This is a genomic window from Thermanaeromonas toyohensis ToBE, assembly GCF_900176005.1.
GTDB lineage: Bacteria > Bacillota > DSM-521 > Neomoorellales > Neomoorellaceae > Thermanaeromonas > Thermanaeromonas toyohensis.
Genome location: NZ_LT838272.1, coordinates 965,326 through 981,476 on the forward strand (window position 1 = coordinate 965,326; position 16,151 = coordinate 981,476).

The window sequence follows — 16,151 nt, forward strand, 5'->3', positions numbered from 1 at the left end:
TTCTATAAGTAAGGTTAATCCCGTTTTTTAAAGGTTTCACATTCTGTCTCGCGGTCGCTAATGGCCGAGGCATTACTAGGCGTACCTTCTACAGCTATAGTGATCTCTTGGGCTGTGCACCTGTTGCTGTCCCAATGAACACAGTTAGCTACCCGGCAATATACCTTAGTAGCCATAGCTTCTTTTCACCCAAGTATAGTATGTTCATTAATAGGCGTTATTCTGCGTTACTTTTTCGATATTAGGGATGTCATTTAGCAGGGTTTTGGAGGGGATATGGAAAAATATTATTCTTTGAGGGAGAATTCACTTTAAGGAGCGTGTCGATATGGTCCAGCTAGTAGTATTTCAGTTAGCAGGAGAGACTTATGGGGTAGATATAAACCACGTCCACGAAATAATCCGCCTCCAGCCCATCACTGAAGTTCCCCGTACTCCTGATTTTATAGAGGGGGTTATAAATTTACGTGGCCGCATTATCCCAGTGATAGATTTACATAAACGTTTTGGTTTACCTTCGGTGGAAGCTACCAATAATACCCGCATTATGGTGGTGGAAGTAGGAGGCATGACGGTAGGGATGATTGTAGATGCCGTAAATGAAGTGTTGCGTCTGCCAGAGGAAAACATTGAACCTCCTCCTCCTATTATTAAAGGGGTAGATGTGGCTTACCTTAAAGGTGTGGGTAAGTGGGAAGATAAGCTTATCATCCTCCTCGACCTAGACCGCGTTTTGCAAGAGAAAGAGCAGGAAGAGCTCAAACAAGAGTTTGCCCCTGGGGTGGCTGAAGTATGAATGGATTCAATATGTCCCAGTATTTAAGCCTTTTCTTGGATGAGGCCGAGGAGCAGCTCCAACAGCTCGATGAAGCCATAGTCCTTTTGGAGCAGGAACCTAGCAACCGCGAGCTATTAAACAAGATCTTTCGTATAGCCCATACTTTAAAGGGTTCTTCTGCCTCCATGGGCTTTGAGAAAATGGCTACCTTAACCCACCGGATGGAAAGTGTTCTGGATGCTTTACGTCAAGGTAAATTAGCGGTTACCCCTACCATTGTGGACCTCCTTTTAGCCTGTCTGGATAAGCTTAAGGAGCTTAAAAATGAGTTATCTCAGGGCCAGGAGGGGGAAGTAGATACCGGGGGTTTAGTCCAGCGCCTAGAGGAAATCCTGGCTGGAGGATTAATTCAGGAGGAGGCTGTAGAGCCCTCGCCCTTTGAGCGTCCTTTAGAACTAGATGATGTGGAAGAGAACGTTATCCGGGCAGCCGAAGTACGGGGCTGGCGGGCTTACGAAATTAGAGTGGAGCTAGAGCCCGATTGCCGGATGAAGGGAGCCCGGGCCTTTTTGGTTTTCAATAACCTAAAAGATTTGGGTGAGGTCATCAAAAGCGAGCCCCATACCCAAGAATTAGAAGCAGAGAAATTTGAAAATACTTTCCGGTTGGCCTTCGTTAGTAAGGAAGATCCCGACACCCTGGCTAATGTCATTAAGTCCATTTCAGAAATAAGGGAAGTTACTGTACGGCCTATCGTATTAGAGGAAGATCAGGTGCTAGCTCCTCAGGCCACCTCTGGACCTAGCCCCTCCCGGACTTTAGCGGTTGAGGAACCTTTACTTAAGCGGGGGATGGAACGTCGGGTTACCCAGACGGTAAGGGTAGATGTGCAGCGCTTGGAATCTTTAATGAATCTGGTGGGGGAGCTGGTGATAGATCGTACCCGCCTAGCTGAAGTGAGTAACAATTTGAGGAGTCGTCTAGGTAATGAAGAGCTAGTGGAGACTTTAGATGAAATTTCTACGCATATAGGTCGTATAACCTCGGAACTCCAGGAAGAGATCATGAAAGCCCGTATGTTCCCCATTGACCAGGTCTTTAACCGTTTCCCCCGTATGGTACGGGATCTAGCCCATAAGGCAGGAAAAGAGATCGAGTTCATTGTGGAGGGACGTGAAACGGAACTTGACCGTACGGTTATAGAGGAGATAGGTGACCCCCTCATCCATCTTTTGCGCAACGCCATAGATCATGGAATCGAAAGCCCGGAGGAAAGGGTGCGCCTGGGTAAGCCGCGTTATGGCACTATTATACTCAAGGCCTTCCATCAGGAAAACCAAATAGTTATTACAGTGCAGGATGATGGCCGGGGTATGGACCCTGAAGCTTTAAAACGGCGGGCTATAGAACAGGGCCTTTTGACCCCAGAGGCTGCTACTAGACTTACGAAGCGCGAGGCGCTAGATCTTATTTTTCTTCCTGGGTTTTCTACTTCCGAACGGGTAACTGATGTTTCTGGCCGTGGCGTAGGCATGGATATTGTGAAAGCGCACTTAGAGAAAATAAATGGTACTATCGATATCCAGACTACTCCTGGTGTTGGTACCTGCTTTACTATTAAGCTACCCTTAACCCTAGCTATTAACCGTTCTCTCTTGGTAACCTTGGAGGACCAGGTTTATGCCCTTCCCCTGGCTAACGTGGTGGAAATAATAGAGGTGGAGCCCCAGCAGGTCCGGCGTATCCAACAACAGGAGGTAGTAGTATTAAGGGGCCAGGTTTTACCTTTGGTCCATTTGGCTAGGGCTTTAGGCATAAAGAGAAATTATCGTTTTGGTACCCATAAGACGGCAGTGGTTATTGTGGGACTGGCTGAAAAAAGGGTGGGCTTCATAGTCGATACCTTAATAGGAGAACAGGAGATCGTGATTAAATCCTTGGGTAATTATATAGGCAAGATACCCGGCATTGCGGGAGCCACTATCATGGGGGATGGCCGTGTAGCTCTGATCCTTGATGTGCATAGCCTCTTAAGCCTTTTGGAAACGGAGGCCGAGAGCGCCCTTGCTAGCTAGTCAGTCTCCGGTGTATCCTCCAGGCCAAGAAGGGCGCTGCACCAATGTAGCTGGACACGGGGAAGGGGAACGACCCTGGGAGCGAAAGGTGGAAGTGGTGGCCATAGGTACTTCCACTGGGGGGCCTGCGGCTTTACAGGTTATATTGAGCCGCTTACCGCGTAATCTTGCGGCCGGTGTTCTTATCGTACAGCATATGCCTTCTGGGTTCACAAGTTTTCTAGCCAGAAGGCTAAACGAAGTTTCACCTTTAGAGGTAAAGGAGGCTGAAGGTGGGGAGATCATCCGTCCCGGCCTGGTGCTTTTGGCTCCCGCAGGCCAGCAGATGTTAGTAGAACTGCGGCAGGGTCAGCCCTGTGTTCTTTTGACTTCCGAAAGCCCCCTCCCTACACCTTTTCACCCCTCCTTCGATGCCCTTCTTTTCACCTTGGCCCCTATTTATGGCTCCCGCTGTCTGGCAGTGGTGCTTACGGGTATGGGCCAGGATGGTGTACGGGGCCTTAAGGCCCTTAAAGCAGCTGGTGGATTTGTTTTAGCCCAGGATCAAGCTACCTCTGTAGTTTACGGTATGCCCCGGGCTGCTGTAGAAGCCGGGGTAGTGGATAAGGTTTTACCCCTTGAGGAAATACCCCGGGCTATAGTGGAGCTAGTGGGCCTTAAGGAATTGCCTTAAGCTCTTAGGTTATTCTTTAGGGTGGGAAGTACTTGTCCTAGTTTCATATAAGGTGTAAGGGTGCTTAAGTTTTTTCTTGGGTTACCGATAATTCGTTATGAATATGCTGGTTGGGGGTATTCTGGGGGTGAGAAGGTGAAGATACAGGGTCAAGGTCCCATAAATTTAACCCCCTTACTTAATGGGTATATCCGTCAAGTTAAAACAGGTGAGCCGGGGAAGCAGGAGACTTTGGACCGTGCCGATATCTCTTCTGCTGCTCGCTTTTTAAGGGAGCTTCTACAACGGAGTGCGGAGCTGCCTGAAGTTCGTGAGGCTAAGGTGGGGGAGTTAAGGGCCCGTATTCTCTCTGGCACTTATCATGTATCCTTGGATGACCTAGTAGATAGCATCTTACGCGAGCTTAAGTCGTAAAAAGTAGTTTTAATGTGTATCAGTAGGCTCTAAGGGGAAGGAAAACATCCTTTATCTCCACTAGATATAATACTCTACTTCTTCTGTGGGTTTTAGCTTTAGCTCTGTATATACCTGTTCGCGTACCTTGATAAAATCATAGGCTGTTCTATCCCGCGGGTAGCCCAAGGGTACAGGTAGGATGGTTTTTATCCGTCCTGGATGAGGAGACATGATTATTATCCGTTCTGCTAGGTAGACGGCCTCCTCGAGATCGTGGGTTACGAAAACTATGGTTGGTCGCCTTTTAAGCCACAACCGGATGAGCTCTTCCTGAAGCCTAAAGCGGGTGAAGGTGTCCAGGGCGCCAAAGGGTTCATCCAGGAAAAGGATTTCAGGCTCTACCGCTAAGGCCCTGGCGAGGGCTACGCGCTGTTGCATCCCACCTGAAAGCTCGTGGGGATAATGATGTTCAAAACCTTCTAATCCCACCAGGCGGACCATCTCGCGTGCTCGTTTTTCCCTTTCCGGCCGGGGAACCCCTTTAACCTCTAGACCAAAGCCCACATTACCTAATACAGTGCGCCAAGGGAACAGGCCGTAGCTTTGAAAGATGGCTATATTTCGTGGGTCGGATCCAGTTACAGGCCTACCATTAATTAGCACCTCGCCAGAGCTAGGCCGTTCGAAACCGGCTAAAATGTTAAGGAGAGTCGATTTGCCGCAACCGCTGGGCCCTAGGATACAGGCGAATTCTCCTGAACCAATATTTAAGGAAATATCGCGGAGGGCGGTTATCTTTTCCGCCCGCCCGCTGTTATATACTTTGGATACACCCTGTACCACTATCATAAAGCCTGCCCCCATCTTCGCTTAATATATCTTTCTACCCACCAGATGGTGCGATCCAGAAGAAGCCCCAACGTCCCTATGGTAAGGATGCCAGCCAGTACAAGCTCAGTGCGCAAAGAATTGCGGGCATCAACTATAAGAAAGCCTAAGCCTGAACGGACTCCTAACATTTCGCCTGCCACTAAGAAAACCCAAGCAGAACCTAAGGCCAGGTGTAACCCCATGGCGATATGAGGGAAGGAAGCGGGAATCACCACCTTAAGCAGGATGTCCTGCTGGCTTGAGCCGAAGTTTTTGGCTACCTTCAGATAAAGGGGATGCACTTGCTTTACTGCAGCTTGGCTTGCAAGGAGCAGGGGGAAAAAGGCAGCTATAAAGATTATAATTACGGCTGGAAGTTCCCCTATGCCGAACCAAAGGGCTATCAAAGGGAACCACGCTATAGGAGAGATGGGCCGGAGGAGCTGGATTAAGGGATCGACGGCAGCCCCTATCTTACGGTACCACCCTAGGACCAGGCCGCAAGGAATAGCCACTAGGGCGGCCAGAAGATAGCCGGTAAAGAAGCGGAGGAGGCTTGCGGATATATGCATAAGCAGTTGCCCACTTAATATACCCTGCCCTAGGCTTTGGGCAACCTGTAAGGGTGGCGGGAAGAGGTAGACAGGATATATCCCGCTCCAAGCCACCAGTTGCCATATAATGATAACTCCAGCTATTAATAGGATGGCCATTACTTCACCCCTCGGTAGGCTTGGGTGATGAAAGAGGTATCTACAAGGGTGTCTAAGTTAACAGGGTGAGCTAATAGACTTCCCTTCTTACCTTCCCAGGGCAGCTCGATAAGGGCATTTTGTAAAGCTTCAAGTTCTTCTTTTGAGGGAGTAAGATTGCTATAGGATATCCAGGATAAAGACTTTTCCCATAGCGGGCGTTCTATAGCTAGATATTTTTGTGCTATTTCTATAGCTTGATCTTTGTTTTTCTCGACGAAATTTCCCGCTTCAACTAAGGCAGCCACTATTTGTTTTACTGTCTCAGGATTAGCCTCAACAAACTTAGAGTTCATCACCAGGCCGCAGCAGATCCAGTTGGACCAGATGTCTTGGGCTCGAAGCAGAACTTGGCCGGTACCGGAGGTTACGGAACGGGCGCCGAAAGGCTCGGCTACGATATAGGCTGCTATTTCCTTTCGAGCCAAGGCGGCCGGCATTTCCGGCGGGGCCATTTCTACTTTTTCTACCGCATTGTAATCTAGCCCCGCTTGGGTTAACGCCCGGTAAAGAAGGATATTATGGCCTGAAAGGCGGTGGGGAATGGCTACACGTTTTCCTTTAAGCTGAGACACCGAAGAGATTTCTTTAGCCGCCACCAGGACATCCCCATTCCGGTGGCTTAAACTTAAGATTTTCAGCGGAACACCGCGTTCGTACCCTACGAGGGCTAGTTCTAGCATGGTAATGGCGCCTTGGATCTGCCCCGAATTTAAAGCCTCAGTCAGTTCTGGCCAGGAGCTGAACCTTACCAGCTCTAACTTAAATCCCTCAAACTTTCCCGCCTTTAAATTGTCAGCCACGATCAAGGGTAGAGAATGAGTGATGGGTAGGTACCCAAGTTTGATTATCTTAGTTCGCTCATTAATTTGCTCACCTTCTTTTTTAATGCCGCATCCGGTAAAAAGAGTTAAAAAGAGGACCAAACTAATTAAAAGATTATACCGCCACCGCATCCTCTATCTTCCCTCCGTCCTTCTTTTAGAAGCTTTACTTCCACCCTAGAGACCAGCGCTGACGCTTAATATGCATTTTGATAGCTTGAGCGGCTAGTTCAGGGTAAGGTTCAGTGAAAATCTTGGCGCCTAGGAGTTCTTTAAGATCTTCCCCGGCGAAAAAGTCAGTTACCTCAGTACTGCCACGGTCTAGATCGTCTATGCTGGTGGCTTCCTCCCGCAGGGAGGGTAAGGGTACGGGGAGCGGGCCAGGAAAGCCTATGAAGTTGCTTATTCCGTGGGTTAGGAAGCTCACCCCTTGTCCTACTGTTTTTTCATTCCCTGGTTCTGGCCCTACGAAAGCCAGGGGCATCTGGGCTAGAGGGGCACCGGTGGCCTGAGCTACAGTGAAGAATAACCGTAAGGTCCTGGTGTTATCTACGCACCCACCCACAGCTAGAACAGGAGGTATCCCTAACTCCCGGCACACCCTCTTTAACCCTGGCCCAGCTAAATTGGCTGCCTCGGGGTCGCACAGGCCAGCATTGAGCAGGGCGTGGGAGCAGCAGCCGGTAGTAGTTACCAGGATATCGCCTTCGATCAATTTGCGGGTTATAGTTACGTGGCTATGTTCATAGGGCACTTTTGGTGTATTGCAGCCCACTACAGTGGCTAGCCCTTTGATAGTACCCTCCTTAAGGAGACGGGCTATTTTGTCTTCTCCCCCGAATCTTTCTAGGATGGCTTCCAGGCTCCAGCCAACGAGGGCTTGTGTAGTTGAAGAGGGAATGAAGATTTTGTTCCGGTCCCGGCGGGCGTATGCCTCGATGGCTAGCCTAGCTACCTGTAGGGCGTCTTTATCTAATGTTTCCGGTCTTTCCGGATCGAAGGGGATATGAACTGCGCCAGGTATACGGTTGGATGGGCAAGTAGTGATTATCTGAGTGCCGAAGCAGTCAGCTACGATCTTTAATCCAGGGATAACACACTGCATGTCTACTATGACTGCATCGACAGCTCCTGTACCTAGGGCTAATTCCTGGCCCATTATGTTGGTTACGGTGGGTATCCCGTAACGGGCAAGCAACTCGTCTCCTGTACAGCACATCCCGCCTACTACGATCCCCTTGGCCCCTACCTTATGGACCAACTCTTTTATCTCCGGTGTATTAAGTTTTTCCAAGACCTTCTCTACCATCACTGGGGAATGGCCGTGGAGGAGAATATTTACGTGATCCGCTTTTAGTACCCCATAATTAACCCGGGCCAGCTTAGGCTCTGGTATTCCGAAGAGTATTTCGGTGGCTAAGGAGGAGGTGAAAAGGGTGGCATAGCAATAGGCCAGGGCTGAGCGCAGTTCCTGGACAGCCATTTCCTTCCAGTCCGTACAGCCACCCAAGGTAGTCATATGTAGAGCTTCCAACACTTCATAAGCTCCGGAGCGGGGGAGGACCCCTAGACGGCGCCAAATTTCTTTCCTGTCCTCCGGTGCATAAGCTTCAAGCAAGCGTAAGGGTTGCCAGGTAAGGCGGCCTAGGTCTTCCAGAAGTACGAAGGCAACCTTGAGGGCGGCTTCTTTAAGGTTATCCCGGCTGCAGTTTAAGCCCAGCTTATCCACCAGTTCCCATACCCTGGTTTCTCCCTTTATAGGAAGGTTCGCCCGGCCTTCAGCTGCGGCTATGATACTCAAGATAACTTCATGGGCATGGCGCCAGTGGGCGGCTAGCCCAGCTACCAGGGCCCTTAAAATGTTGGCCATGACAATGGCGTTTTCATCCCGGCCGCAGATACCGCGGCGCGCTTTGGCAGTGATACGGCAGGGGCCCCATTGGCACATCCGGCAACAAAGGTTCCTGAGGCCGTAACCGCACTGGGGCTGTTGCTTTTCGAAGCGGTCCCACAGGTTTTCAATTTTTAAGTCAGCCATATGCTCTAAAAGATCTCGAGTGGCAGGATTGGGCGTTAAAGTTAAAACTTCTTCTTTTCCGGGCATTTCGGCGTTAAGCTGGGGGTAAGGATATTTCATGGCCTAATTCCTCCGTTGTATAGAAGAGGTTATGCTCCTTGAAAGAGTTGCGTGGAGAGGTAGCGCTCGCCAGTATCGGGAAGCACCACCACTATTCTTTTACCAGCGTTTTGAGGCCTCCTACCCACTTTTAGCGCAGCGTAGGCAGCAGCTCCAGCCGAGATGCCCACTAGCAACCCTTCTTCCCGGGCCAGGCGGCGGGAGGTTTCCATGGCTTGCTCGGAAGTCACCTGGATGATCTCATCTATAACATCTAGGTTGAGGATTTCAGGGATGAATCCTGCCCCTATACCTTGTATCTTGTGCGGACCAGGCATACCACCAGACAAGACTGGAGATTCCGCTGGCTCCACAGCTATGATCTGTACCGAGGGGTTGCGTTCCTTAAGTACTTCCCCTACTCCAGTGATGGTGCCTCCTGTACCTACGCCACCTACGAAAATGTCCACCCGGCCTCCTGTATCAGCCCAGATCTCTTCAGCAGTGGTCCGGCGGTGGATGGCCGGATTGGCGGGATTGCGGAATTGCTGGGGTATAAAGGATTTCGGATATTCCTTGGCCAGCTCATAAGCTTTACTTACAGCACCTTTCATCCCTTCCGACCCAGGGGTAAGGACCAGTTCGGCCCCGAAAGCCTTAAGAAGGTTACGGCGCTCGATACTCATAGTCTCCGGCATGGTAAGTATAAGCTTATATCCCTTCACTGCGCAGACAAAGGCTAAAGCGATCCCTGTGTTGCCGCTGGTGGGTTCGATGATGACGGTGTCCTTGTCTATGAGTCCCTGCTCTTCTGCCGCTTCGATCATGGCCAGGCCTATCCGATCTTTAACGCTGCTTAGGGGATTGAAGGATTCTAGTTTGGCGATTATTTCAGCACCTGTGTTGTTTATCCTGTTCAGGCGAACTAAGGGGGTGCGGCCGATGAGTTCAGTGATGTTGTTATAGATCCTTTCCATGATATGGGCCTCCCTATCTCAAGATTTTGTTTAGAGCTTTTAACTTGATTAGATTTGATTAAAGTTGGCGGGCTGGATTAAACTTAGTGCAAGTTTCTAGATAAAACCGACCGGAATACTTATAATTAGTCTTTAAAGATATTTTAAATTCCAGGAGCGGGGCTGTCAAGAGTATAGGCTAATAAAGCAGAGCTTTCCTTAGCGCGCAGGCCTGCCTACGTTAACGCACCATAATAATAGACCCTATTGCCAAAGAGGAATTAGCAGATATATGTCGAACTTCCAAGTATAAGGGTAAGAAATCCATCTCCCCAGAAAGGAGGGTGGACATACTGAACTTTAGGCCTTACCGGTGGGTATCCTTTAGGTATAAACCTTATTATTGGCTAGAGTATGCTTACCGTGCTTATAGCCACCGGCCACTGGTGCAAAAGAAATATATCTGGAAAAAATACGTTTTAACAAGGGAGGGGAAACAGGATGCAGGAAGAAGTGTTGCGGACGGCCATTTTGCGGTCGCAGGCCTTGAGCCAGATCTTAGAGAGGGATATCAATGCGCTTTTGAACTTGAAGCCGACAAACCTCCTGCAGAAGGAGGAGATGGTGACACTAGTAGAACAGGCAAAAGACGAAAAGTCAGGTCTGGAGATTAAAGCTATAAATGAGAACTGGAAAGTATGGGGCCAGGCTTATTCTAAAGTGTTACAGAAGTTCCAGCATATGCAAGATAGGTACGGTGAGAAAGAGATAGCTGAGCTTTTTGAGGAAGTCCATAATAAAATGGTTGCTGAGGGAAAATCACCAAGTGGAGAACAGGCCTCCGGGAACACCTCGCTATAACAAGATTTTTCCTCGGTGTGGAGCCCATAGAGCTCATACATCGCTTTATGGATGAAGAAGTCCGGCGGTTTGCCTGGGGCCACCGCTTGCTGCGGCACGACTATGAGACGGCTAGGGCTTTTTCTGAGCTTTATCGCCGGGAGGGTTTGGAGGAGCAGGCCCTTTTGGAAGTAGTGCTACATATAGCTGCTGACTACTGGATAATTTCCCAGGAGGACTACGAGATCATGAAATCACTGTACCCAGGCAAGCCCCGGAGGACACGAAAGTGAATGCGTGGGGGTAAAGGATCACCCCCGATTTTTAATTTGTATGGCTGACCGGATACTTTGTTCTTAAGTTTTGTTATTCTCTCCCGATAATTTGTTAAAGAAAGGTTATTAGCGAATAAAGGCGGGGAGGGCAAATGGCCAAGGCGGCCGGAACGCTGGCCTATTTGTCCCGCGAGCTAGATATACTGCTTAAGGTGCGGGAACTCTGCCTTAAGGAGCAGGAGTTTTTGCGCCGGGATGACCTTACGGGTATAAAGGAAACAGTTAAGGCCCAAGAGGAACTTTTAAAGGAACTAGCCACCCTAGAAAAGGAAAGGCGGCTTTGGGAGGAGGCCAGGGAAGCTAAGGCGCAAGAGGAAGGCGTTCTTGAGCTTCGGCAAAAGATGGAGGCTTGCGCCCGAGATATTAAGGAAATTAATGAAACCAATATGTTGCTTATCCGGCAGTCCCTGGCATACGCTAAGAAAATTATGGGCCTTTTAAGCCGGTATCTTAATGGGCGGCCGGCTATACTGGATGAGCAGAGGTGATAATAGTGCCGGGCGGCACTTTTTTTGGGATCAATACTGCCCTGCGGGGGCTCATGGCGCAGGAGAAGGCCCTCCAGACTACAGCTCATAATATTGCCAACGCTAGTACTCCGGGGTATTCCCGCCAGCGGGTGGTAATGGTACCTGCAGCGGCTTATCCGGTGCCCTCTATGAACCGGCCCGGCGGCCAGGGCTGGCAAGTAGGGACGGGGGTGGAGGTCCAGGAAGTAAGGCGCGTAAGAGATGAATTTCTAGACACCCAAATACGCTATGAGACCCATGCCCTGGGAGCCTGGGAACGCCGGCGAGACGCTCTGCAAGAGATCGAAGAAGTTTTTGCCGAGCCTTCGGATACCGGGTTTAACACTATTTTAAACCAGTTCTGGGCTAGCTGGCAGGAGCTATCTAAAAACGCGGAGAGCTCGCCGGTGCGGACGACAGTAGTGGAGACGGCTACTGCCCTGGCTGAGGCGTTGCGCCACACCCACCAGCAGTTAGAGACCATCCGCGAAGATTTAAACCAGATGATGGAGATAAAAGCCACAGAGGTCAATACTCTAGCCCGGCAAATTGCCGACTTAAATAAACAGATTGTAGCCATTAAATTAGCCGGCGACCAGCCCAATGATCTCTTAGACCAGCGGGACAAGCTTTTGGATGAGCTGGCCCGGATTATCGATTTTAAGGTTAAAGTAGAAGATAATGGGGCAGTACAGGTGCTCCTGGCTGATTCTTCTCAGGAATACACTATAAATTTAGTAGAAGTAGACTCAAATGGGAATCTAATCCGCACCTTGACCTATAGCCGCGATCCGGTGACTAATAATACAGTGCTCTCTTTAAGTGACGGGACCCCCTTTACTATAAATAATGGGGAATTGAAGGGGTTGGAAGCAGCCCGGGAGCAGCTAGAAACTTTTAAAACGGATTTAAATACCTTGACCCGAAGCCTGGCAGAGAGGATAAATGATCTCCACGCAGCAGGTAAAGATTTAAATGGTGCACCGGGCGAAGACTTTTTTATAACGCTGGATGGGAGCTCCACTTTTACCGCTGCTAATATAGACGTAAACCCGGCTATCAAGCAGGATGTAACTAAGGTGGCCGCAGCTATTGATGGAGGACCGGGCGATGGCAGTAATGCCTTAAAAATAGCACAGCTAAAAAGCGAAGGGATAAGCGAGCTAGGTGGGGTCACCTTTGGGGATTACTATAAGAATTTTACCGCCCGCCTGGGAGTGGCAGCCCATGAGGCGGTGCGCATGGCTACTAACCAAAAATCGTTAGTAGACCAGCTTATTAACCGCCGGGAGTCCATATCTGGAGTCTCCCTGGATGAAGAGATGGCCTATATGATCCAGTTCCAGCATGGGTATGAAGCGGCGGCCAGGGTTATAACCACCTTGGATGAAATGCTAGATACCCTCATAAATCGCATGGCAGCGCATTAACTTCTAAGCCTTTAAGAGGTGGTAAGTTTTATGCGCGTCACCAACCAGATGCTTATAAATAATCTCCTCACCAATATAAACCATAACCTGGAAATCTTGAGCCGCACCCAGAAGCAGCTTTCCTCAGGTAAAACGGTCAGCCGGCCTTCCGATGATCCCATCATTGTAGCCCGGGTCCTCGCTTTTAAGACAGCCCTGGCTGAGGACGAGCAATATAGCAAAAATATGGATGATGCCCGAGGTTGGCTGGACGCCTCGGAGGGTGCTCTAAACATGGCTACTTCTACCTTGCAAAGGGCTAAAGAACTTGCTGTATATGGGGCCAACGGTACCCTACCCCAAGCTTCCCGGGAAGCCCTAGCAGCCGAGGTTGACCAGCTCATCGATGAGCTAATCCAGACAGCCAATACTTCTTATGGAGGACGCTATCTTTTTGGCGGTAGCTACACCACCTTACCCCCTTTTAGCCGGGCGGGAGGCATAGTAGTTTATAATGGCGATGATAAGGCCCTGGAGTGGGAAGTAGCTCCCCAGGTAACCATGGCTGTTAATGAAAATGGAAACAAAACCTTTATGCAAGCAGTTGATAGCGATGGAGATGGGGTGCCTGATAAAAGTATTTTCCAGGTACTCCAGGATCTTTACCAGGCTTTACTAGATGGTAACTACCCTGGGTTATCTAAAACTTTAGGTGAGCTGGACCAGGCTATAGACCATATCCTTAACATCCGGGCTACCTTAGGAGCTAAGAGCAACCGGGTAAGGATGGCCCAGGAGCGCCTCTTTAGTGCCAAAGCGAGCCTTACAGAAACCATGTCCAAACTGGAGGATATAGACCTGGCGGAAACGGTTATGAATTATAAAAATCAAGAGAATGTCTACCAGGCAGCCCTAGCTACAGCGGCCATGATACTCCAGCCCACTCTTATTAATTACCTGCGTTAGTCCTATTCCTCTTTAGTAGAAACTTTAAAGAGGTGATTCCTTGTGTTTCGTTTTTCTAAGGTAGCTCTGTGGCTAGTAGCTTGCGCGCTGGCCATTATTTTATTTTCCCAGCCAGCGCTAGCTGCTATTAGCCTGCAGGTAACAGTAAGTGGTGCTCCGGTGAGTAATGGGGAGATTAAATTAGTAAGCACTAAAACGGTGACCATTTCCGTTTATGATAGCGCGGGAGAGGCTACCTCAGTACTCATAAACAATAAGCAAGCTACTTCGGTGGTAGGGAAAGCCTATACATGGGAATATGGGTTTTCTCTCCTGCCGGGTAGGAACGATATAAGCGTAGTGGCTCAAAGTGCAAGCGGGACAGCTTCCTTTAATTTTAGCTTGATGTACGTTACCACGCCTGTACCGGGGCTGACCTATGAGGTGCCTTCGCTACCGCCTAGCGGCAGAATAGAGGCCTTCAACCGGGCAGTAACCTTAAGCTACCCCAGGGATAATCTCCTGGTAGATGGCAATGGGCAGCTATGGGGAGATGCTCCAGGAGAGGATACCAAGATTACTTTTGAGATTGTAAGCGCATCTAGCCGGCCTGATAATTATCACCTGCTGGTAAGCCCTGGTATCCCTTACCTTCTTAAGATTTCAGTGGCCCAAGGGGTATACTTAATGCAACCGGGGGAGCTTACTCTGCCTTACGACCCTCAGGTAAGCCCTGCAGCCGCAGATGGTTTGGCCATTTGGTTTAGCCCGGATCAGAACTTTGCCGATACCAATAATTACATTCTAGGCGGGTATGTAGATATAAGCAAGCATACGGTGACAGCCCCCTTCCAGTTTAGCGGGGCTGGAACTGGATACTACGGGGTTTTCTTGGCCCAGAGGAGTTTTGGTGAATTTAGCGATCCTGCCCTGGATGTGGCCTGGTCTTATCCCTGTGTTATGCCTTTATGGGCTAAAGGGGTAGCTGAACCCTTACCCCTGGACCGGACCGATGGCAATTTTGGCTTAGTTAATAATGTAAACCGCTTAGAATTTGCTACTATGCTCGTTAAGGGTTTAGGGTTACCGCTAACTAAGAAACCGAGCTCTCAAGCTGAGCAAATATTTAATGATGGGCTCTTTAACGGGAAATATTTTTACCAGGCCTTGCCCGAAGATATAAGCTCCTCTTATTTCGGCAATTACTCTACCCCTAGCACTCCCTACCGGATTTATGACGCTTTCCATATGCCGGTGCAGTATGCAGAGACGGCCGCCAAGAACGGCATAATAGTGGGGTATAGCGATGGAACCTTTAGGCCAGCCCAAGAGCTAACCCGCGAAGAGGCTGCAGCTATACTGGCCCGGGTGGCAGGGCTTAAACTATTGGATGACGGGGAGAGGGTTAAGCAGGAGCTTGCTAATACCTTTGAAGACGCAAACTTAATCTCCCCCTGGGCTGCCTCTTCAGTGCTAGCCGTATACAAAACCAAGCTTATGGTGGGAAAACCAGGCGCAGGGAAACTTTTAAAGTTTGATCCCCAAGGTAAGCTTACCAGGGCTGAAGCTTTAACTCTGACCTACCGCTTGCTTAAGAAGCTAAGGAAGTTATAACCCCGCTTTAGAAGACCTTTTTAAGGTTGTTGATGAAGGCGCAAGTTACCTGAAGCAAGAAACAATGCGTTTGGATTTTTGGGGCTAAAGTTAAAGAGATAGGTGGCGATGAAATAGAGAAGAGAGCCGTAAAAGCTTCGCGATATCCGACGGGGCGGCCGACCGGCGGCTCGCGGGGCAAAACGGTAAGACAAAGGAAAATCTTACCTTAAGGGGAGGAGGATAGGAAAGCATGGGGCTTAGGATCAATCATAACTTAGAGGCTCTTAACGCCTGGCGCAACCTCAACCAAACTTCCACCCTCTTGGCCAAGTCCATGGAAAAGCTCTCCTCAGGCTTAAGGATCAACCGGGCGGGGGACGATGCAGCAGGCCTGGCTATCTCAGAAAAGCTACGCAGCCAGATAAGGGGTTTAAATCAGGCTGTCCGTAACGCCCAGGACGGCATCTCCCTTATCCAGACGGCAGAAGGCGCTTTAAATGAGACCCACGCCATCTTGCAGCGCATGCGGGAACTAGCGGTGCAGGCGGCCAACGACACCTTAACGACTCAAGATCGCCAGGCTATTAAGGCGGAGATTGACCAGTTGGTAGCGGAGATCGATCGGATCGCTAGTACTACTGAGTTCAACACGCAAAAATTGCTTGATGGCACGTTTAGTGGTAAATGGCTCCAGATTGGAGCTAATCAAACCCAAGGGATAACTGTCACTATAGGTACTGCTTCAGCTGCCGCGCTAGGAGTGAATAGCCTCGATGTCAGCAGCAGCCTGGCGGCTAATTCGGCTATTATTAGTATTGATGCCGCTATCAGCGCTATATCTATGAGCCGGGCTAATCTCGGTGCTGTCCAGAACCGTTTAGAGCATACCATTGCTAACTTAAGCGTGGCTTCGGAGAACTTACAGGCTTCTGAATCCCGTATCCGCGACGTGGACATGGCCCAGGAGATGATGAACTTCACCAAGTTACAGATCTTGCAACAGGCGGGTGTGGCTGTGCTGGCCCAGGCCAATACGTCTCCCCAGGCTGTCTTACAGCTACTGCGGTAAAAAGTGTT

At 49.6% G+C, this 16,151-nt stretch carries 17 protein-coding genes; 11 read left to right on the forward strand and 6 right to left on the reverse strand.

The features are described from left to right. Window positions 1-14: 14 nt before the first annotated feature. Complete coding sequence (locus B9A14_RS04685) at window positions 15-176, reverse strand: DUF1540 domain-containing protein (RefSeq protein ID WP_084664422.1); 162 nt, start codon at window positions 174-176, stop codon at window positions 15-17. Between the two features lie 152 nt (window positions 177-328). Between B9A14_RS04685 and B9A14_RS04690 the strand changes: the two genes are divergently transcribed. From B9A14_RS04690 to flgM, 4 genes are all read left to right on the forward strand, one after another. Beyond that, window positions 329-796, forward strand: coding sequence for a chemotaxis protein CheW (locus tag B9A14_RS04690; RefSeq protein WP_084664423.1), 468 nt, complete (start codon window positions 329-331; stop codon window positions 794-796). Further along, window positions 793-2,853, forward strand: a complete 2,061-nt coding sequence (locus tag B9A14_RS04695; RefSeq protein ID WP_084664424.1) for a chemotaxis protein CheA — start codon at window positions 793-795, stop codon at window positions 2,851-2,853. The genes B9A14_RS04690 and B9A14_RS04695 overlap by 4 nt, the downstream gene beginning before the upstream one ends. Beyond that, entirely contained in the window at window positions 2,843-3,526 is a 684-nt protein-coding gene (locus tag B9A14_RS04700; protein WP_084664425.1) for a CheB methylesterase domain-containing protein, read from the forward strand. The genes B9A14_RS04695 and B9A14_RS04700 overlap by 11 nt, the downstream gene beginning before the upstream one ends. A 135-nt stretch (window positions 3,527-3,661) precedes the next feature. Continuing rightward, on the forward strand, window positions 3,662-3,940 hold the full coding sequence (flgM, locus tag B9A14_RS04705; RefSeq protein WP_172839037.1) for a flagellar biosynthesis anti-sigma factor FlgM: 279 nt from the start codon (window positions 3,662-3,664) through the stop codon (window positions 3,938-3,940). A gap of 60 nt (window positions 3,941-4,000) precedes the next feature. On the opposite strand, the gene B9A14_RS04710 is transcribed toward flgM, so the two are convergent. Genes B9A14_RS04710 through cysK form a run of 5 tightly spaced genes read right to left on the reverse strand, consistent with a single transcriptional unit; the run spans window position 4,001 to window position 9,461 of the window. After that, on the reverse strand, window positions 4,001-4,771 hold the full coding sequence (locus B9A14_RS04710) for an ABC transporter ATP-binding protein (RefSeq protein WP_157109775.1): 771 nt from the start codon (window positions 4,769-4,771) through the stop codon (window positions 4,001-4,003). Beyond that, window positions 4,768-5,505, reverse strand: coding sequence for an ABC transporter permease (locus tag B9A14_RS04715; protein WP_084664428.1), 738 nt, complete (start codon window positions 5,503-5,505; stop codon window positions 4,768-4,770). The genes B9A14_RS04710 and B9A14_RS04715 overlap by 4 nt, the downstream gene beginning before the upstream one ends. Beyond that, complete coding sequence (locus B9A14_RS04720; protein WP_084664429.1) at window positions 5,505-6,500, reverse strand: ABC transporter substrate-binding protein; 996 nt, start codon at window positions 6,498-6,500, stop codon at window positions 5,505-5,507. Before B9A14_RS04720 ends, B9A14_RS04715 begins: the two co-directional genes overlap by 1 nt. A gap of 34 nt (window positions 6,501-6,534) precedes the next feature. Continuing rightward, window positions 6,535-8,505 (reverse strand): anaerobic carbon-monoxide dehydrogenase catalytic subunit, encoded by a 1,971-nt coding sequence (gene cooS / locus B9A14_RS04725; RefSeq protein ID WP_084664430.1) that lies wholly within the window; start codon window positions 8,503-8,505, stop codon window positions 6,535-6,537. Window positions 8,506-8,534: 29 nt separating this feature from the next. After that, a complete protein-coding gene (gene cysK, locus B9A14_RS04730) occupies window positions 8,535-9,461 on the reverse strand; it encodes a cysteine synthase A (protein ID WP_084664431.1) in 927 nt (308 codons plus the stop codon). Between the two features lie 480 nt (window positions 9,462-9,941). On the opposite strand from cysK, the gene B9A14_RS04735 reads away from it, so the two are divergent. From B9A14_RS04735 to B9A14_RS04765, 7 genes are all read left to right on the forward strand, one after another. Next, window positions 9,942-10,301 (forward strand): hypothetical protein, encoded by a 360-nt coding sequence (locus tag B9A14_RS04735; RefSeq protein ID WP_084664432.1) that lies wholly within the window; start codon window positions 9,942-9,944, stop codon window positions 10,299-10,301. 17 nt (window positions 10,302-10,318) lie between these two features. Next, entirely contained in the window at window positions 10,319-10,573 is a 255-nt protein-coding gene (locus B9A14_RS04740) for a hypothetical protein (RefSeq protein WP_157109776.1), read from the forward strand. A 134-nt stretch (window positions 10,574-10,707) separates the two neighbouring features. Next, window positions 10,708-11,103: a flagellar export chaperone FlgN gene (gene flgN, locus B9A14_RS04745; RefSeq protein WP_084664434.1), complete on the forward strand. Its 396-nt coding sequence runs from the start codon at window positions 10,708-10,710 to the stop codon at window positions 11,101-11,103. Next, on the forward strand, window positions 11,100-12,554 hold the full coding sequence (gene flgK / locus B9A14_RS04750) for a flagellar hook-associated protein FlgK (protein WP_084664435.1): 1,455 nt from the start codon (window positions 11,100-11,102) through the stop codon (window positions 12,552-12,554). The genes flgN and flgK overlap by 4 nt, the downstream gene beginning before the upstream one ends. A 30-nt stretch (window positions 12,555-12,584) precedes the next feature. After that, window positions 12,585-13,499 (forward strand): flagellar hook-associated protein FlgL, encoded by a 915-nt coding sequence (flgL, locus tag B9A14_RS04755; protein ID WP_084664436.1) that lies wholly within the window; start codon window positions 12,585-12,587, stop codon window positions 13,497-13,499. Between the two features lie 42 nt (window positions 13,500-13,541). Further along, a complete protein-coding gene (locus B9A14_RS04760; protein ID WP_084664437.1) occupies window positions 13,542-15,092 on the forward strand; it encodes an S-layer homology domain-containing protein in 1,551 nt (516 codons plus the stop codon). Window positions 15,093-15,324: 232 nt separating this feature from the next. After that, window positions 15,325-16,143 (forward strand): flagellin N-terminal helical domain-containing protein, encoded by an 819-nt coding sequence (locus B9A14_RS04765; protein WP_084664438.1) that lies wholly within the window; start codon window positions 15,325-15,327, stop codon window positions 16,141-16,143. The last annotated feature ends 8 nt before the right edge of the window (window positions 16,144-16,151 follow it).